Genomic DNA, 16179 nt, shown 5'->3' with positions numbered 1-16179 from the left:
AAAAGATGTGCGTATAAACCAGTGATTCCCAATTGGAATCTTGTTCTTTGTTTCTGACACGCCCGCTACTTCACCGATTACTCGCTTTTGTAGCTTCGGCATCTACCCTAAAAGCAGTGTAGCTGCGGCCGAAACCATGCTCCTGTTACATGTTGTACAGGGCAAGTGGGCGCGAATTATACAGAATTATCAGTTAAGCGCAACTCACAAATGCGAAAAACTGATCTATTTTTATTCAACAGGGTGTGAACCGGAAAGAAATGGTGCGGACCGGACTGTAATAAAGCGTAAATGTCGCTTCTGGTCTGACGGTCAAGTTGCCGCTTTGGTCATAAAGGGTTATTGTGAAACCTCTTTATATAAGTACCGGTTTTTCTTTGTATACCGGTTCCGGGTTGTGCCGGGCAGCACTGCCTTTTTGAATTATAAGTCACAGACAGATACCTTATTTATGCTTGGAAATAGTAGTCAGCAACTCGCTTTTGATAAAATTAATACGATTCTGGCGAAGCACTCGTCGTTATTAGATGCTTTCAGTGAAATCGAACCCATCATTCTTGAGTTGTTCGATGCACAGCGAATGAGTATTTTCCAGCGCAGACGTCAGCACCAGGATCTGGTCGCACGGTTCAAAACCGGTAAAGCAACGCAGGAAATTAAAGTGCCCATCTCGCCGCTGTCTATTGCCGGTTACGTGGCACTTGCCCAACGCCCCATCGTCATTGCAGATCCGTATAATAAAGAAGAACTCGAAGGCATTCATCCCCGCCTGCGCTTTGCAGATAAATTCGATAAGAGTAGTAACTTCCGGACCAACAACATTCTTTGCGTACCGGTTTTAAATGCCGGCGTACTGCTCGGTGTCATGCAGCTCATTAATAAGCAGACCGGTCCGTTCAATGGCAGCGACCTTATCGTCGCGAAACAACTTACTGAGCTGCTCGGTAATAAGTTCCGCTATGAGCTGGGTGGTACTAATCACCCCTTTGACTTATTACTGCATAAAAATCAGATAGCACCCGCTGCGCTCACAGACCTGTTAAACAGCACCAACGACCAGCGCACGATTGTGCAGCGTCTTATGTCTGAACACAGCATCCGTGAACACGATATCGGTAATACCCTTTCGGTGCATTATCAGGTTCCTTATATCCCGTATCTGCCGGAAAAATATCATCTGTTCCAGAATGACAGCCGCCTGAACCTGTCTTATCTGAAACGTAACCTCGTTGCCGTGATTGCGGATGTTCACGAGCGCCCTATTGTTCTGATGGCAGAGCCGAATAACGCCGCCCTGCTCATGGAAATTGAAAGTGCCATGGGTATCGACAGTTACGAAATCGCTGTGGCGCTGCCTAATCAGGTTTTACAATACCTGGGTGAAGGCGGTGGCAGTGGCGCGCCCGGCGAAATGAGTGAGATCCTCGATGAAATCAGCGCCGGTGATGACGAAGGCGAGGATCAGGTTGATGAGATGTCGGACGACGCGCCGGCTGTTGTCCGCCTTGTCAGCCGCGTACTGCACGACGCTAAACGACTGAATGCCTCTGATATTCACGTTGACCCCGAAAAAGGGGGCCCCACACGGGTTCGCATGCGCATAGACGGTGTGTGCCGGGATATGAGTCAGATACCTCAGTCTCACCACAGTGCGGTTATTGCGCGGATTAAAATCCTGTCCAACCTGAATATCGCAGAGAAACGTGTACCTCAGGATGGGAAACTGGCTTTCAAAATGAATGGTCAGCTGGTTGAAGTACGGGTAGCGACCATTCCTACTGTTGCCGGTGAAGGCGTGGTAATGCGTATTCTTGCCTCCGGCGGCGCCATGCCCATCGATAAGATGAACCTGGCACCGTCTAATATGAAGCGGCTGGAGAGCATGATCCGCAAGCCTCACGGTATTCTGCTGGTAGTGGGCCCCACCGGTTCAGGTAAGACAACTACATTGCACGCCGTACTCGGTTATCTGAACACCCCTGAAAAGAAAATCTGGACAGCAGAAGACCCGGTGGAAATTACCCAGGCCGGTCTGCAACAGGTGCAGGTAAGCCCGAAAATCGGATTTACCTTTGCGAATGCATTGCGGGCATTCTTACGGGCCGATCCGGATATTATTCTTATCGGTGAGATGCGTGATAAAGAAACGGCTCATGCCGGCATTGAAGCATCACTCACCGGTCACCTTGTATTATCCACACTGCACACCAACTCAGCACCGGAAACGATAACCCGTCTGCTTGATTTAGGTCTGGACCCGGTAAACTTCTCCGATGCCTGTGTGGGAATTCTCGCCCAGCGTCTTATCCGCACCCTGTGTAAAAGCTGTAAGCAACAATATCCTGCATCGGAAAATGACATTGCGTTTATTAAACGTCAGTACGGTGAAAGCTACCTGAACGAATTAGATCTGCCCTCCCCTCTGATGCTGCACAAAGCGGACGGTTGTGAAGAGTGTGGCGGAACAGGTTACCGTGGCCGTACCGGCGTTCACGAACTGTTAGGGATGACGCCTGAACTTCGTGGTCTGATATATAAAGAAGGCAGTGTGTCTGATATGAAAGAACAGGCTATGAAAGATGGCATGCGCACGCTGGTGCAGGATGCGATTTATAAAGTTATTAAGGGCGACACCGATCTGGCGCAGGTTCAGATTGTCAGTGGTGCCGAATAATATTTCAGCGATTCCGGCAGGCTTCACCGGCTAACAATCAAAAAAGCGGCAATCAGTTGCCGCTTTCTTCCGCCGCATCAGCATCAAATTGCCGTCTGGCAAACTGATAAGCTGAATGGGCAACAGCCTCGCCGCCTTCCCCGGCTACGGCTTCAGTTAAGCTCTCATTACCGCCTGTCACGTCACGGTTAAACAACCAGTCGTAACCCAGTTCCCACAGGTTTGTGGTAATCGAACTGCCGGTAAACTCCTGCACGGTAAGGTTCGCTGCAGAGTACGCCAGCCCTGCCGGACCACCATACATAAAGCTGCCCGCCAAATCAGATACCGCACTGATATGTGTTGACGATACCGACTGATACACATCGGCGACAATAGGGATATGGTGCAGCAGATTCACCGCATCAAAGCCATCGTTCCAGTCAACCCCGTCTTCACCGAAAGCGGCATTCATGAAGCTGTCCCAGCCTGTTTCTCCGTCTGCCAGCGCAACACTTTTAGCCTCAGCATCTGACACGGCAGTCTCTCCGGTAACTTCAGAAGATGCTTCAGATGCAGAAAGTAAATCAGCCTGCAACATAGCCAGAAACGCATTCTGCATTTTTGCCAGCCCGGAGTCTGATGTCAGCGATGACAGCACGTCCTCGTCCAGTCCCGGGATCCCCAGGGAAGAAGTGAACTGAGACTGAATATCTGCAATCGTCGCGTCCTGCGCCTGTGTTTGTGTTTCATCGTCAGCGGATGTGAGCATAGCCAGCATCGCTGTAAAGCCGTTACTGTCAGATACCACTTCCGCAGCAGTAGTTGCCACGTCTGAAACGGCCTGAGCGGACTCATCTGCTGTTGTAAAATAATCGCCAATTGCATCGAAAATACGCATAAATCCCCCTACCCGGCAGGCATTTGTCAACATTGTAAAGGTTTCGCAAATCGCTCAGGTTTGAGCGTGTTTTTACGAGTTTGTCAGTTAGTATTTATTTCGAATCGCAAAGGACGGCGGCCATTTACTCCATATAAAACATAATAAATTTCGTGCACAGCAAGCACATTTGGTTAAACAGCTATGAAATTACAATGCCAGTATTTACTGATTTTCGCTTCTTTACATTTGGCTCTGGCAGGCTGCACAACAACCCTGTCTGAAGAAGAGGAAGTGGTGGCGTCCAGTCCGACAAATCCGAACGTAAAACAGCGTGCCATTGATACCAGTCAGCAGGAAGTCTCCCAGGGAGAAGCCACTTTCCGTCCGCCGCGCAGTCAGACCGTGTCAGTCGTCCGTGTTCCTACAGGTTCGCTGTTTGACCCGGACAATGCTGCCGGCCTGTACGAGCTGCATCACAATTTCCGGGTCGGCGATATGGTGCTGATAGAACTGGACGAACAAACATCTTCGCAAAAGTCTGTCGACTACAATGAAGACAAAAGTGCGAGCTTTCAGATCCAACCGCTCACTGTGAACGCAGGCCCGATACACATCAGCGATGACGATTTAAATGTTGACCATGAACAGGGTGGTGAATTTAACAGTTCCGCCAATGCCAGCCAGTCCAATACCCTTGAAGGCAAGATCACGGTTTACGTGGTAGAAGTACTCCCGAACAACAACCTGGTGGTGGCCGGTGAAAAGTGGATCACCATGAATCAGGGGAAGGAATTTATCCGTTTTTCCGGCGAGGTAAGAACCAAAGACATTGATGTGAACAATACCGTCAGCTCTGCAAAAGTCGGTAACGCGCTGATTGAATACAGCGGCAAAGGTGAGCTGCAGGATAATCAGAAGCGCAGCCTGTTAAGTAAACTGTTTTCTATTTTCGGGTAGCTGTATGTATTTAATCCGCTGTTTACTTGCTGCCGCTGCAATGGTGATGCTGCCTTGTCCCGTCTATGCAGAATGGGTACAGGGCGAAGCAAAGCTGGCGGTTAAAAATGCACCGCTGGACGACGTTCGCATTATGGCCATAAAAAATGCTATCGCCGATGCATCGTTTAAATCAGGCAGTCTCATTACGGCTGAAGATGTGGTTTTAAACGGACTGCTCATCAGCAGTAAGGCCGAGATCCACTCCACCGGACGTATTCAGCGGGTCGAAATCATCGATGAAACATTAGAGGACGGCTACCTCACTGTTTCCGTGAAAGTGAATATTACCCCTATATTTGCCTGCGACAGCGACAAATACAGCCGCTCAGTACTGGTGACACAATTTCAGTTATTGCGACCCAGACAGGCCGCCCACGGCGATATTTACGATTTTGGTCACCAAATCAGTAAACGGCTGGAACAACAGTTAATCCGCCAGCAACAACAACTCAATGTGCAGTTGCTGGACAAGGCGTTTGCCTCCACCAGCGCGTTCAACTCGCTGACGCCGCAGATTATTTATGACAAAGCCTCCTATCTGGCACAGACCCAGGGGCGGCAGTTCATTGTGTTTGGCTATATTCGCGATATCAGCCTGTTCGAACAAATCAACATTGAAGACGATGATGATGTATCAAGACGGCGAAATTTCACCCTGGATGTGTATGTTGTTGATGCCTTCAGAAACTCCCTGCTATTTCAGGAAAGCTACCATGCCGAAGCGGACTGGAGCTACCCGGAAGGACAAAGTGTCGATACCAATAACAGCCTGTTCTGGCGCGGCGACTTTGGCCGGGTGGCGCTGAACACAGTGAATGCTGCCGTGTCCGACATTACCAGTATTATCACCTGCGAGGCCACCGTAACGCAGGTTGTCGACAAACTGTCAGGTGAACTGGTGATTGGTATGGGCAGTGCAGACGGCGTGGTCGTCGGAGACACCTTCGCCCTGCTGAAAAAGCGCACGTTAAGCAGAACTACCTACACCGGTCTTGCCATGCAAAATACACTGGGCGATGTGCTGTTTACCGTTGCAGAAGTGAACCCTCATGCGGCGTTGCTGAAGAGTGCTGCAGCGCAGTCTCCTGCTCTGGCGGACCTGTATGACCTTGTGATGCCGGCCCCTGCCCCGTAAATCTTAAACCAACACCGGTTTTGATGGATCTCATTAGACTAAATGATAAGATGAAGCCAATATTTCTTTATCTTCAAGTTGGTTAGATGCAATCTCCGTCACCTGAACAGCGTTATTTTTGGGTAGGTATTGGTGCCTCAGCGGGTGGACTGGAACCCATACAAAATCTGTGTGAGGAACTCCCCGGCGATTCAAATATGATTTATATCGTCGCCCAGCACCTGTCTCCTAATCACGAAAGCAAACTGACCGAACTGGTTCAGCGCAATACCCGGCTGAAAGTCAAAACCATCACCAGCGGAATGGTTGCCAAACCTAACGTCATTCATGTCACGCCACCTAAATATGACGTCACCGTTCAGGGCGATAAGCTGTATTTATCAGATAAAGAAACCAACTCACTAGCCAAACCTTCAGTTAATGCACTTTTTGTTTCGCTGGCCGAAGCGAAAAAAGAGCATGCGGTTGGAGTAATTTTGTCGGGCACGGGGACTGACGGCGCTCATGGTATTAAGGTGATCAGAGCCAATGGTGGCATCACCTACGCGCAGGATACAAGAACTGCCGGTTACGACGGCATGCCCCGGTCAGCGATTGACACCGGCTGTGTAGATTTTTGTCTGAGCCCTTCCGGGATCGGCAAACACCTTAAAGATCTCAGTACCAAGCTGCCTCAGGAACTCAGAGTCAAAATTGAAGCCGATGAGGTACAGGACAAGTTCATCGACCTGGTCAATATTGTCAGGAAACAGTGTGGCGTGTCGTTCAAGCATTATAAAAAGGCGACGCTACAGCGACGCATTGAGCGCAGAATGCTGGCGAGGAAGGTAGATGAATTCAACGACTACGTGGAACTGCTGAATCACGATTCAGAAGAAGTACGGATGCTGTATAAAGATATCCTTATCTCCGTGACCAACTTTTTCCGCGACCCGGCTACGTTCAGTCAACTGGCCCCTGTTCTTGAGGACATTACATCAGGTAAATCATCCGGCGAACCGGTTCGCTTATGGGTGGTTGGCTGTGCTACCGGTGAAGAAGCTTACAGTCTGGCTATCATGCTGTCAGAGGCCCTTGGCGGGCCGGACAAAATCAGCAGCGAAGAGCACCAGATATTTGCCTCAGATGTAGACACCGATGCACTGGCTGTCGCCAGACGGGGTCTTTACAGCGAAGCTTCCATGGCGGATGTGCCGAAAGAATACAAAGAAAGATACTTTAAAAAGAAGGGAAATGCCTATGAGGTTATAGATGAACTCAAACGCATCATTCTCTTCTCCGGTCATAATATTATTGATGATCCTCCCTTCCTGCGCATCGACATGATCACTTGCCGCAACTTGCTGATTTACTTCGATCAGGAGTTACAGAAGAAGGTTTACCGTATTTTCCATTACGCCCTGCGTGAACGCGGTCACCTGTTCTTAGGAAAATCTGAAAGCACGTCACAGGTAACGGATATATTCCGTTCTGTGAACTCTCAGGACAAAATTTTCCAGAAGCGCAGCGTTACTTCGTTTAACCCGCAACGGTTCCATTTAAGCGGCAAATCTTCAGTATCTATCGGAGAGTTACCTCAGCGCGTTGCAGACACCTCGCGGCCGCCCAGCTTACCGGATGCACTGGTAGAGCAACTCGGCGATGCCTGTGTGTTAATTAACGATAACCTGGACGTTGAGCATATATACGGGAACAGTGCCCACTATATTAAATTTCCCAAAGGCAAACCCTCGTTTAACTTAAACGAGATTGTCATTGAAATGTTCCGCCATGAAATCCGGCCTCTGGTTTATAAAGTTACCCGGACCAAAAAGCAGTCTGAAAGTCAGTTGCGCCGCCTGACCATTGACGGTGAACCTTGCCAGGTGAGAATGAAGGTGCTGCCGGTACAAATAGAAGAACAGGATGAGAAGTTCCTGCTTGTCTGTTTTACCAGAACGGCTGATGTACAAAAGCCGGCAAGTCAGGAAGTTCATGACGAATCTTCAGAACGCATTAAAGAGCTGGAAGACGAACTTTCAATGGCGCGGGAGCACATCCAGACCGTAGTGGAAGAACTGGAAACGTCTAACGAAGAATTGCAGTCCATGAACGAAGAACTGCAATCGTCCAATGAAGAGCTGCAGTCTTCTAATGAGGAACTGGAAACCACTAACGAAGAGCTGCAGTCCACTAATGAAGAATTAGTGACGATGAACGACCAGTTAAATGACAAGACCACCTCACTGGAGCAGGTCACGAATCAACTGGTTAATATCAAGAATTCATTACAGTTCCCGCTGGTATGTGTTGACAGTGATTCGAATGCGGTGAGAGCAAACCTGGCTGCCCGAAAGTTCTTCTCGTTAACAACGGATCTGGAACACTTCGCCGAACGTCTTCAGGAACGGTTCGAGAGCTTTGATCTGCATAAAATCATCAAACAAGTGGCGTCTACTGCCGGTACTCAAACCATCCAGGCAGAATATAAAGACAAACATTTCTGGGTGCACATTACCCCTTACTACGCGACTAACCAGTCGATTGAAGGCGCGATCCTCAGTTTCATTGACAATACCGAACTGGTACATCAGCAAAAAGAGCTGGATCTGAAACGGGAACAGGCTCAGAAAGCCAACCTGGCGAAGACAGAGTTTCTGGCTAATGTCAGCCACGAAATTCGTACACCTCTTAACGCTATTGTGGGTGTAAACGAAGTATTCGGGCTACAAATTGATAATGAAGAAAAGCGGGCCAGGCTGCTCAAAATTCTCGATAACGCCACGAAGAAATTACGGGATCTACTCAACGACTTACTGGATTTTGCCAAGCTGGAATCAGGACAGCTGTCTCTGGAATATACGGAATTTTCGCCTAAAGCCATCATCCGCGATCTCATTGACCTGTATTCCATGGATAATGTGAACAGTAACCGCAAGATTTCGGCTGTTTTTGACAAAGATCTGCCAGACACGTTTATCGGCGATCCGCTAAGAATACAGCAAATTGTCACTAACCTGCTGTCAAATGCTATTAAGTTCACTGAAAGCGGCACAATCAAGATCATTGCTAAAGGTCACTGGGACAAACCGGTTTATCAACTGGTTCTGCAAGTTTCAGATACCGGAATTGGTATGTCTGAACAACATATCAAACAAATATTCGATAAGTTCACGCAGGCAGATTCCAGCATTGCCAGACGCTTCGGCGGCTCCGGCCTCGGGCTGTCTATTGTTAAAGAACTGGTCAGCCTGATGGCCGGCAGCATCGACGTTGAAAGTGAAGAAGGCAAAGGCACTACCTTTACAATAAATCTGCCCATGCAAACGCCCAAGGTGGTCAGGGAAGCGGTCACCAATGTACCGGTGAGCCAGCTTAAGCTTCGCAATACAGGCGACCATAGAGTACTCATCATCGAGGATAACGAAGCCAATATTTTCATTTTGTCGTCTTACCTGGATGAGCTGGGCGTGCAGTACGATGTAGCCCGCAATGGTAAAGAAGGTCTTAATGAAGTGAAAGCCAGCACTTATGCACTTATTTTGCTGGATTTGCAGATGGACGAAATGGATGGCTTTACCTTTTTCGAAGAGTTTAAAAAACTCCCCGGTGACAAGCTTCAGAATACCCGGGTTGTAGCAGTATCCGCCCATGTTCATCAGGACATCATCAACCGCTGCAAACAGGCCGGAATGAGCGATTTTCTCCCCAAGCCCGTAGAAATAGCTAAACTTCATGGTTTGCTGGAGAAATATTTGGATGGAAAATCAAGTTGATAGCGTGGTCAGATACCCTGAGGTCAGTCCGGTATTTTTTATCGGCGCCTCATTAGGTGGCGTTAAGGCGTTTATTCATCTTGTGGAAAATCTGCCTGACGACTTTCCTGCTCCGGTTTTCCTGTTGTTACACCGGATAAAAAACAGCGATATAAAAGCCGGTGATATGCGCATGGTCTTGCAGGCGAAAACCCGGCTAACCGTGGAAAACGCTGTTGAAGGAGAGGTTGTCAGATCAGGTCATATCTATCTGCCTCCGGATAACCTTCACATAGGGGTGGAGGACAACCGTGTTAAGTTTTATGAAACCCCTGATGAGTCTTACTGGCGTCCTGCCATCGATGTGATGTTTAAATCTGCTGCGCGGGAGTATACCGACAGAACGGTTGCCATATTGCTTACCGGGAATCTGGATGACGGTGTTCAGGGTTTACGGGAAACATCGGCACAGGGCGGTATCACCGTGGCACAGTCACCGGAAGATGCTTATGCGCCCTACCTGCCGCTGAATGCTGTGATGAACGACCATCCGTCACATGTACTGCCGTTGAAAGACATCCCGAAACTAATGTGTGAGCTTACCCGTCATCCTCATTTTGATGATCAGGAAAGTGTAGCCATTGAATCGGCAAAGGTTGCCAGGGAACTGAAAAAGAAACTGAAGTAGCAGTACGCCGCTGCTACTTCTTTTACCTGATTACTTCACCAGCGTAATTTTGCCAAACACCGAGGCATCAATGAAACCCAGGTTTTTATCACCGTTAACCGGCGTAATTTCGTGAGAACCCACAAAGTGTTCGCGCTCCGGGCTGCCGTCGTTATCGCAGTATGCCAGCATAAACCCCATTATCTTACCTTCTTTTAATGACAGCGGTTCGCCCGGCTTAGCGGTACTGAATGAATCATCATAAATATCAATCGCCACTTCCCAGGTAATAGTATACGGCGATGATTCATCGCGATGCCATTCACTTTCCACATGGTCGTTCAACAACACCACGCCATTACCATCATTCTCGTCACCAAAGTCAGCAGCATTGCCATCAAGCGCAATGTGATAGGCAAACGCATTATAACTGTACTGGTGATTACCCCCTGATGCATCTTCGTCTATGAACACTTCCAGGCAATCATCATCCCAGTATTTATCCTTTGGATCGGGATGGGTATCAATAAGAATATCATCCACAATTTCCACCAGCAGATAAAGCTTGCCCTCGTCCCATGCCAGTTTAAAACGACCGGAAAAATCTTCTTTTGATGGCATGCTTCCTACCATCAAATGTTCAAGCGGGTGCCATTGTGCTTCCTGCCACACAGCATCATCACCGGCACCATTTACAGTGACACCATTTTTGGCAAATGTGGCATCCATCGCCATGCCAACAGGAGAAAGTAAGCTGAAGCTTAACGCCCCCGCGGTGAGTAATTTTTTATACATACTGGTTCCTTGTGTGGAAAATACGCTTAACGTTACCGATAACATTCACAGAATTTTTACACGCTCTGCACATAATGTGAACCCCTGATCAGACGGATTTCACCGCTCTTTGTGTCAGGAAATGCAGTAGCACTGCCGCAGCTTCACTTAACACGGCTTCCGGTTGCGTGCAGATCATTAAGTCTCTTTCTGCCCAATCTTCTTCCAGCTCTACAGTTTTCAACTTTAATTCAGGACTTTTTACCACAGAGTCATACGGTATAAGGCCAATGCCTACACCGGTACTGACCATCCTGCAAACCGCATCAAAACTCTTAACCTGTGCGCGAATATTGAGATGCCCTCCCGCTACTGCAGACTTATTCATCGTAAAAGTATGAATAGCCGAGCCTTCCTCCAGCAGCACAAACGGGTATTCGAGGACCTGAGCAAACCGCACGCTTTTTTGTCTGGCAACGGGATGGGAATCAGGCACTACCATGACAAGTCTGTCTTTCCTGTACGGGTGCAGCCTTACATCCGCACTCTGATCCTGCTGAGCGACGATTCCCAGTTCGATATCCCCCTCTGCCACGGCTGAGGCTATCTTTGCACTGGTGTGTTCTTCCAGGGAGATACTAACGGCCGGATAAAGCTCAAGAAAAGCCCCGATATCATCAGGCAGATAGGTGTGAATGGCATTGGTGTTTGCCCACAGCCGCACGTGGGCCTGGGCACCGTTGGTATAGGGTGAAATATCAGAATGCATTTGCTCCAGGGTGGCAAATACACGTCTGGCGTGGCGCAAAAGTATTTCCCCGGCAACGGTTAAACTCACACCTCTGGCCTCCCGTTCCAGCAGAGCGACGCCCAGCGCCTTTTCCAGCTTTTTAATGCGGTGGCTTGCAGAAGAAGGAGCAAGGCATGCTATGTCTGCCCCTTTCGTTAAGTTTCGCTGTTCGGCAACTGCCACAAACAGCTTCAGATCAATCAGACTATATTTCACACACACCAACCCAAGGATTCGTATATTACGAACACTAATGTAAAATAAAGCCACTTCATCCGGCAAGGCTTACCGTGTCAGAATTGGTCATCGTTACCGGACATGATCATTATGCGCTTTCCTTCTTCACTAATTTCAAGCCAAAATATTGGTTTTACACTGGCGATACTGTCTGCCGCAGGCTTTTCAATGAAAGCGATATACGTTAAGCAGGCATACGATGTCGCTCAGGTAGACGCTATCACCCTTCTGTCTTTACGAATGCTATTCTCCTTTCCGGTGTTCCTGATCTTCGGATTTGCTTCGGTGAAGCATATGCGGGGAATTTCAGGAAAGGACTGGTTGTTACTCGGCCTGGTTGGCGTCGCTGGCTATTATGGCGCATCAATTCTGGATTTTATGGGACTTGAGTATATTTCTGCCGGTCTGGAGCGAATCATCCTTTTTTCTTACCCGGTGTTTACCATTCTGATCGGCATCCTCTTTCTGAATAAAAGCTTCGAACGGCAACTGGTGATCCCCATGTTACTTTGTCTTGCCGGTGTTTTATGTGCCTGTGTCAGTGATATTGCTTTGATGCCTCATGGCGATAAGGCGTTGTTGGGCATAGCTCTGGTGACAGGCTCTGCCATCGCTTATGCAGTCTACCAGGCTTATTCCGAACCCCTGATCACAAAACTGGGTTCTAAAACGTTCTCGATTCTGGCGATGCTGGTGTCTATATTCGCCGTGCAGTTACATTTCTTCATTGCCCTGCCCGTTCAGGCATTACGACAACCCGCAGAGATATACTGGATTTGTCTTCAAATGGCCTTGATTTCTACCGTACTCCCGGTGTTTTTGCAGTCCGGGGCGGTGAAATACATAGGGATTTCGCGGCTGGTGATGATCAGTACTCTGGGACCGGTTCTGACACTGTTTTTTGGCTGGCTTATGCTGGATGAAGCCATAACAGTATTACAACTCACCGGCATGTCTCTGGTGCTCGCCGGCATTATCTTTCTGAAATTACAAAAACGCCGCGTATCATAACGCGGCGTCTCTTCACAACAAAGCAGCGGGATTACAGATTATATCCACGCTCTTCGTGGCTGGAGATATCCAGACCTTTCTGCTCGGTTTCCATATCCACACGCAGACCGTTAGTCATCACAGATACCACTTTAAGCAGTAACCAGGAGACCACGGCTGTGTAAGCAAATACCGCCACAATACCAATCACCTGCACGGTTAACTGCTCTGAAATACTGGTGTTGCCGCCACCGAAACCATAGCCGCTGAACAGCCCTAAATCCGGCGAGCAGAAAATCCCGGCAAGGAACGTTCCCAGAATACCGCCAACACCGTGCACAGGAAAAACGTCCAGAGAATCGTCGATTTTCCACTTCTGTTTGATCAGGTTCGTGCAGTAGAAACAAATCACACCGGCAGATAAACCGATAACCAGACCGGCCGCCGGGCCGACGAATCCCGAAGCTGGTGTAATTGTACCCAGTCCGGCAACCATACCGGTGACAATACCCAGTACAGATGGCTTACCGTATTTTTTTCCATTCCAGTGTCATCCATGCCAGCGAACCTGCTGCCGCACTGATATGAGTCACCAGCATCGCCATTGCAGCATCACCGTTTGCAGCCACAGCACTACCACCGTTGAAGCCGAACCAGCCTACCCATAACATACCTGCGCCACCTACGGTCATCGTCAGGTTATGAGGGATCATGGAAGCACTGCCATAGCCGGTACGGTTTCCAATCACCAGTGCAGCCACCAGCGCACCCACACCTGCAGTAATGTGGACAACGGTACCACCGGCAAAGTCCAGCAGCCCCATTTCAGCCAGCCAGCCGCCGCCCCATACCCAGTGACAAACTGGCAGATAAACCAGTACCAGCCACACCAGCGCAAATATCAGTACGGAAGAGAACTTCATACGCTCGGCAAAGCCGCCCACCATCAGCGCAGGTGTAATAACCGCAAATGTGAGCTGGAACATAAAAAATAATGCTTCAGGGATGGTGCCGGACAAACTGTCCTTCGTCACGCCATCCAAGAACATTTTCGAGAAGTCGCCGATGAAGCTGTTTCCCTCACCAAACGCCAGGCTGTAACCGGCAATCAGCCAGATAAGCGATGCGCCGCAGGCAATAGCAAAACATTGCATCAGTACCGACAACACGTTTTTGCTGCGTACCAGGCCAGCATAAAAGAAAGATAACCCCGGTAATGTCATAAACAGTACCAGTGCAGTTGAAGTGAGGATCCAGGCGGTATCGCCTGTATCGGCAGACGCCTGAGCAAATACCGGGCACGGCAAGAGTAAAGCAACAGCTAAAAGCCAGTTACGCATAATGATGTCCTGATTTTTAAATGAGTTTGGATTTATCGCGCCTTTGTGGCGTCTTTTATTTCCATATCGTAGGTTGCAACCCCGTGCCGGATTACCGGACCGGGAACGCCTCCTTGTCGCGCTTATTGCTTTTATTTTTTGCGAGACGCATTTTTATCAAAAATATACCTGACCTTCGTATTAGTAAAAAGTCTAAATTAATGAATATTTATGCACTATTAAGCTATTCTTTATGGTTTGCTGTGTTTTCGTTCAATAATCAGGCAGGACATCAGAGTAAAACGCTGCACCTTCTGACAGGCGCAGCATGACAGCGGGGAATTATTCAACTCCGGGCATAGGTTCAAACCCCGGCAATTCTTTGATACGTGCAATCCAACGGTTCACAGCAGGGTAATCGGATAAACTCACACCGCCTTCCGGAGCCAGCGCCACGTATGGCATTACCGCGCAATCGGCTATTGTCGGACGCTCCAGCGCCAGCCAGTCGTGCGCTGACAAACGCTGTTCAAGTAACGTCAAGATACGCTCAGAGGTATTCAGCGTGGTGGCTTTATCCAGCGCATAACCAAATTTATCTACCAGCCGTGCGGCGTTCGGACCATGCTGTATTTCGTTCGACGCCACTGACAACCATTGCTGCACTTCTGCCATACCCTGAGCATCTGCCGGCAACCAGCTTTCAAGGTCGTGCTTGCGGGCAAGATAAATAAGAATAGCCTGAGCATCTCTGAGCGTAATATCGCCGTCTGTCAGCACCGGAATTTCGCCCCAGGGATTCAGGGCAAGCATGGCATCACTTTTGTGTTCACCATTAATGAAATCCACCGGCACAATATCCAGCTCAATGTTCGCCAGAGCCGCGAATAATCTCACTTTGTAACAGTTTCCTGATAATTCCAAATCATAAAGCTTCATGTGTTCTCCACCACGTTGTTAACGATTTGTTTCACGTTAAACCGTATGCATATCGCAATAAAGATGCGATAGTTAATTTCAGTAAACCGTTTTTCGCACTAATGAAAGGGCTATGGACAAGTTTAAAGCCATGCAGGTGTTTGTGACCATCGCAGACAAGGGCAGCCTGACCGGGGCGGCAGAGCACCTGAACACATCTCTGACATCCGTAGTACGCACTCTGGCGGCCCTTGAAAACCATCTCGAAGTGCGGTTATTTCACCGCACTACCCGCAGTATTGTCATTACTGATGAGGGACGCGAATACTACACCCGCTGCCAGACAATACTGGCCGAAATCATAGAAGCTGAGAGTCGCCTGACAGACCGGCAAACGGAACCTCAGGGAAAAGTCACAGTGACGGCACCGGTTACCTTTGGCAAACGCCATGTCATGCCTAAGATCAGCCAGTATCTGTCACGGTATCCGAAAATGCAGGTAGATTTGTTACTGCTGGACCGGCCGGTGGATATGCTCAGTGAAGGTGTAGACGTAGCGGTAAGGATAGGACGCATCGGTAATCATAATCTGGTTGCCAGACAACTGGGCACCATGCGCCATGTGCTTTGTGCCAGCCCTGCATTCCTGTCTGCTCACCAGTCCGTATTGTCACCGGAATCACTTAACGGCTTGCCGGCAATTCATTTAAGCGTACTGGAAAGCCCGTCAGAGTGGATGTTCACAAAAGGCGGGAAGAGTCAGAAGATTGCCCTCAGCAGCCGTCTTACCACAAATCAGGTAGATGCAGCGTTAGAAGCTTGTGTCAGTGGCGTGGGATTTTGTCGCTTTTTACACTATCAGGTAGCGGAACTGGTGCAGGCAGGCAAACTGGTTATTATACTTCCGGATTATGAGCCTCACCCGCTGCCGGTACACTTACTCTATGCGCCGGTAAAGCTGCAAACGAAACGACTGCGGACGATGACGGACTGGCTGACAGGGCCGTTGCAACAGGATTTGATTCAAATAGCTGAACCGGGGAAAGAGCGATAAAAGGCCGGACGGAAAACTTACCCCGC

Annotated in this window: 12 protein-coding genes and 1 pseudogene; 8 read left to right on the top strand and 5 right to left on the bottom strand. The window is 48.9% G+C overall.

Translation table 11 applies throughout. From position 1 onward, the window contains the following. Positions 1–451 precede the first annotated feature (451 nt). Positions 452–2674, top strand: a complete 2223-nt coding sequence (locus tag AC4PME_RS11735) for a GspE/PulE family protein (RefSeq protein ID WP_491045997.1) — start codon at positions 452–454, stop codon at positions 2672–2674. A gap of 52 nt (positions 2675–2726) precedes the next feature. On the opposite strand, the gene AC4PME_RS11730 is transcribed toward AC4PME_RS11735, so the two are convergent. Further along, positions 2727–3554, bottom strand: coding sequence for a hypothetical protein (locus tag AC4PME_RS11730; RefSeq protein WP_491045949.1), 828 nt, complete (start codon positions 3552–3554; stop codon positions 2727–2729). A gap of 183 nt (positions 3555–3737) precedes the next feature. Here AC4PME_RS11730 and AC4PME_RS11725 point away from each other — a divergent pair, with 183 nt between their 5' ends. The 4 genes from AC4PME_RS11725 to AC4PME_RS11710 all read left to right on the top strand — a co-directional run bounded on the left by AC4PME_RS11725 (position 3738) and on the right by AC4PME_RS11710 (position 10092). Continuing rightward, positions 3738–4493 carry a flagellar basal body L-ring protein FlgH gene (locus AC4PME_RS11725; protein ID WP_349583523.1) on the top strand — a complete coding sequence of 252 codons (756 nt, stop codon included), beginning with the start codon at positions 3738–3740 and terminating at the stop codon, positions 4491–4493. A 4-nt stretch (positions 4494–4497) separates the two neighbouring features. Next, entirely contained in the window at positions 4498–5670 is a 1173-nt protein-coding gene (locus tag AC4PME_RS11720; protein ID WP_491045950.1) for a flagellar assembly protein T N-terminal domain-containing protein, read from the top strand. A gap of 86 nt (positions 5671–5756) precedes the next feature. Beyond that, on the top strand, positions 5757–9425 hold the full coding sequence (locus AC4PME_RS11715; RefSeq protein WP_491045951.1) for a CheR family methyltransferase: 3669 nt from the start codon (positions 5757–5759) through the stop codon (positions 9423–9425). Next, the gene (locus AC4PME_RS11710; protein WP_491045952.1) at positions 9409–10092 is read left to right on the top strand and encodes a chemotaxis protein CheB; all 684 of its coding nucleotides are present in this window, start codon (positions 9409–9411) and stop codon (positions 10090–10092) included. The genes AC4PME_RS11715 and AC4PME_RS11710 overlap by 17 nt, the downstream gene beginning before the upstream one ends. A 30-nt stretch (positions 10093–10122) precedes the next feature. Here the strand turns inward: AC4PME_RS11710 and AC4PME_RS11705 are convergent, their stop codons facing one another. Beyond that, on the bottom strand, positions 10123–10866 hold the full coding sequence (locus tag AC4PME_RS11705) for a sugar-binding protein (RefSeq protein ID WP_491045953.1): 744 nt from the start codon (positions 10864–10866) through the stop codon (positions 10123–10125). An 88-nt stretch (positions 10867–10954) separates the two neighbouring features. After that, positions 10955–11851 (bottom strand): LysR family transcriptional regulator, encoded by an 897-nt coding sequence (locus AC4PME_RS11700; RefSeq protein WP_491045954.1) that lies wholly within the window; start codon positions 11849–11851, stop codon positions 10955–10957. Between the two features lie 102 nt (positions 11852–11953). On the opposite strand from AC4PME_RS11700, the gene AC4PME_RS11695 reads away from it, so the two are divergent. Continuing rightward, positions 11954–12883: a DMT family transporter gene (locus AC4PME_RS11695; protein WP_491226093.1), complete on the top strand. Its 930-nt coding sequence runs from the start codon at positions 11954–11956 to the stop codon at positions 12881–12883. Between the two features lie 31 nt (positions 12884–12914). Here AC4PME_RS11695 and AC4PME_RS11690 read toward each other — a convergent pair. Next, positions 12915–14202: pseudogene (locus AC4PME_RS11690) on the bottom strand (ammonium transporter). A gap of 20 nt (positions 14203–14222) precedes the next feature. Here AC4PME_RS11690 and AC4PME_RS11685 point away from each other — a divergent pair. Continuing rightward, positions 14223–14513 carry a hypothetical protein gene (locus AC4PME_RS11685; RefSeq protein ID WP_491045956.1) on the top strand — a complete coding sequence of 97 codons (291 nt, stop codon included), beginning with the start codon at positions 14223–14225 and terminating at the stop codon, positions 14511–14513. A gap of 10 nt (positions 14514–14523) precedes the next feature. Here AC4PME_RS11685 and AC4PME_RS11680 read toward each other — a convergent pair whose 3' ends face one another. Further along, positions 14524–15120, bottom strand: a complete 597-nt coding sequence (locus AC4PME_RS11680) for a glutathione S-transferase family protein (protein WP_491045957.1) — start codon at positions 15118–15120, stop codon at positions 14524–14526. A gap of 112 nt (positions 15121–15232) precedes the next feature. Between AC4PME_RS11680 and AC4PME_RS11675 the strand changes: the two genes are divergently transcribed. Continuing rightward, entirely contained in the window at positions 15233–16153 is a 921-nt protein-coding gene (locus tag AC4PME_RS11675) for a LysR family transcriptional regulator (protein ID WP_491045958.1), read from the top strand. The last annotated feature ends 26 nt before the right edge of the window (positions 16154–16179 follow it).

The organism is Alteromonas sp., assembly GCF_984505615.1.
This window is presented reverse-complemented; position numbering and strand designations above follow the sequence as displayed.

What these genes read in the sequence shown, in the direction of transcription:
- AC4PME_RS11675 (WP_491045958.1), top strand. Translation starts at nt 15,233, where the DNA reads ATGGACAAGTTTAAAGCCATGCAGGTGTTTGTGACCATCGCAGACAAG.
- AC4PME_RS11720 (WP_491045950.1), top strand. Translation starts at nt 4,498, where the DNA reads ATGTATTTAATCCGCTGTTTACTTGCTGCCGCTGCAATGGTGATGCTG.
- AC4PME_RS11705 (WP_491045953.1), bottom strand. Translation starts at nt 10,866, where the DNA reads ATGTATAAAAAATTACTCACCGCGGGGGCGTTAAGCTTCAGCTTACTT.
- AC4PME_RS11715 (WP_491045951.1), top strand. Translation starts at nt 5,757, where the DNA reads ATGCAATCTCCGTCACCTGAACAGCGTTATTTTTGGGTAGGTATTGGT.
- AC4PME_RS11695 (WP_491226093.1), top strand. Translation starts at nt 11,954, where the DNA reads ATGATCATTATGCGCTTTCCTTCTTCACTAATTTCAAGCCAAAATATT.
- AC4PME_RS11735 (WP_491045997.1), top strand. Translation starts at nt 452, where the DNA reads ATGCTTGGAAATAGTAGTCAGCAACTCGCTTTTGATAAAATTAATACG.
- AC4PME_RS11710 (WP_491045952.1), top strand. Translation starts at nt 9,409, where the DNA reads ATGGAAAATCAAGTTGATAGCGTGGTCAGATACCCTGAGGTCAGTCCG.
- AC4PME_RS11680 (WP_491045957.1), bottom strand. Translation starts at nt 15,120, where the DNA reads ATGAAGCTTTATGATTTGGAATTATCAGGAAACTGTTACAAAGTGAGA.
- AC4PME_RS11730 (WP_491045949.1), bottom strand. Translation starts at nt 3,554, where the DNA reads ATGCGTATTTTCGATGCAATTGGCGATTATTTTACAACAGCAGATGAG.
- AC4PME_RS11685 (WP_491045956.1), top strand. Translation starts at nt 14,223, where the DNA reads ATGAGTTTGGATTTATCGCGCCTTTGTGGCGTCTTTTATTTCCATATC.
- AC4PME_RS11725 (WP_349583523.1), top strand. Translation starts at nt 3,738, where the DNA reads ATGAAATTACAATGCCAGTATTTACTGATTTTCGCTTCTTTACATTTG.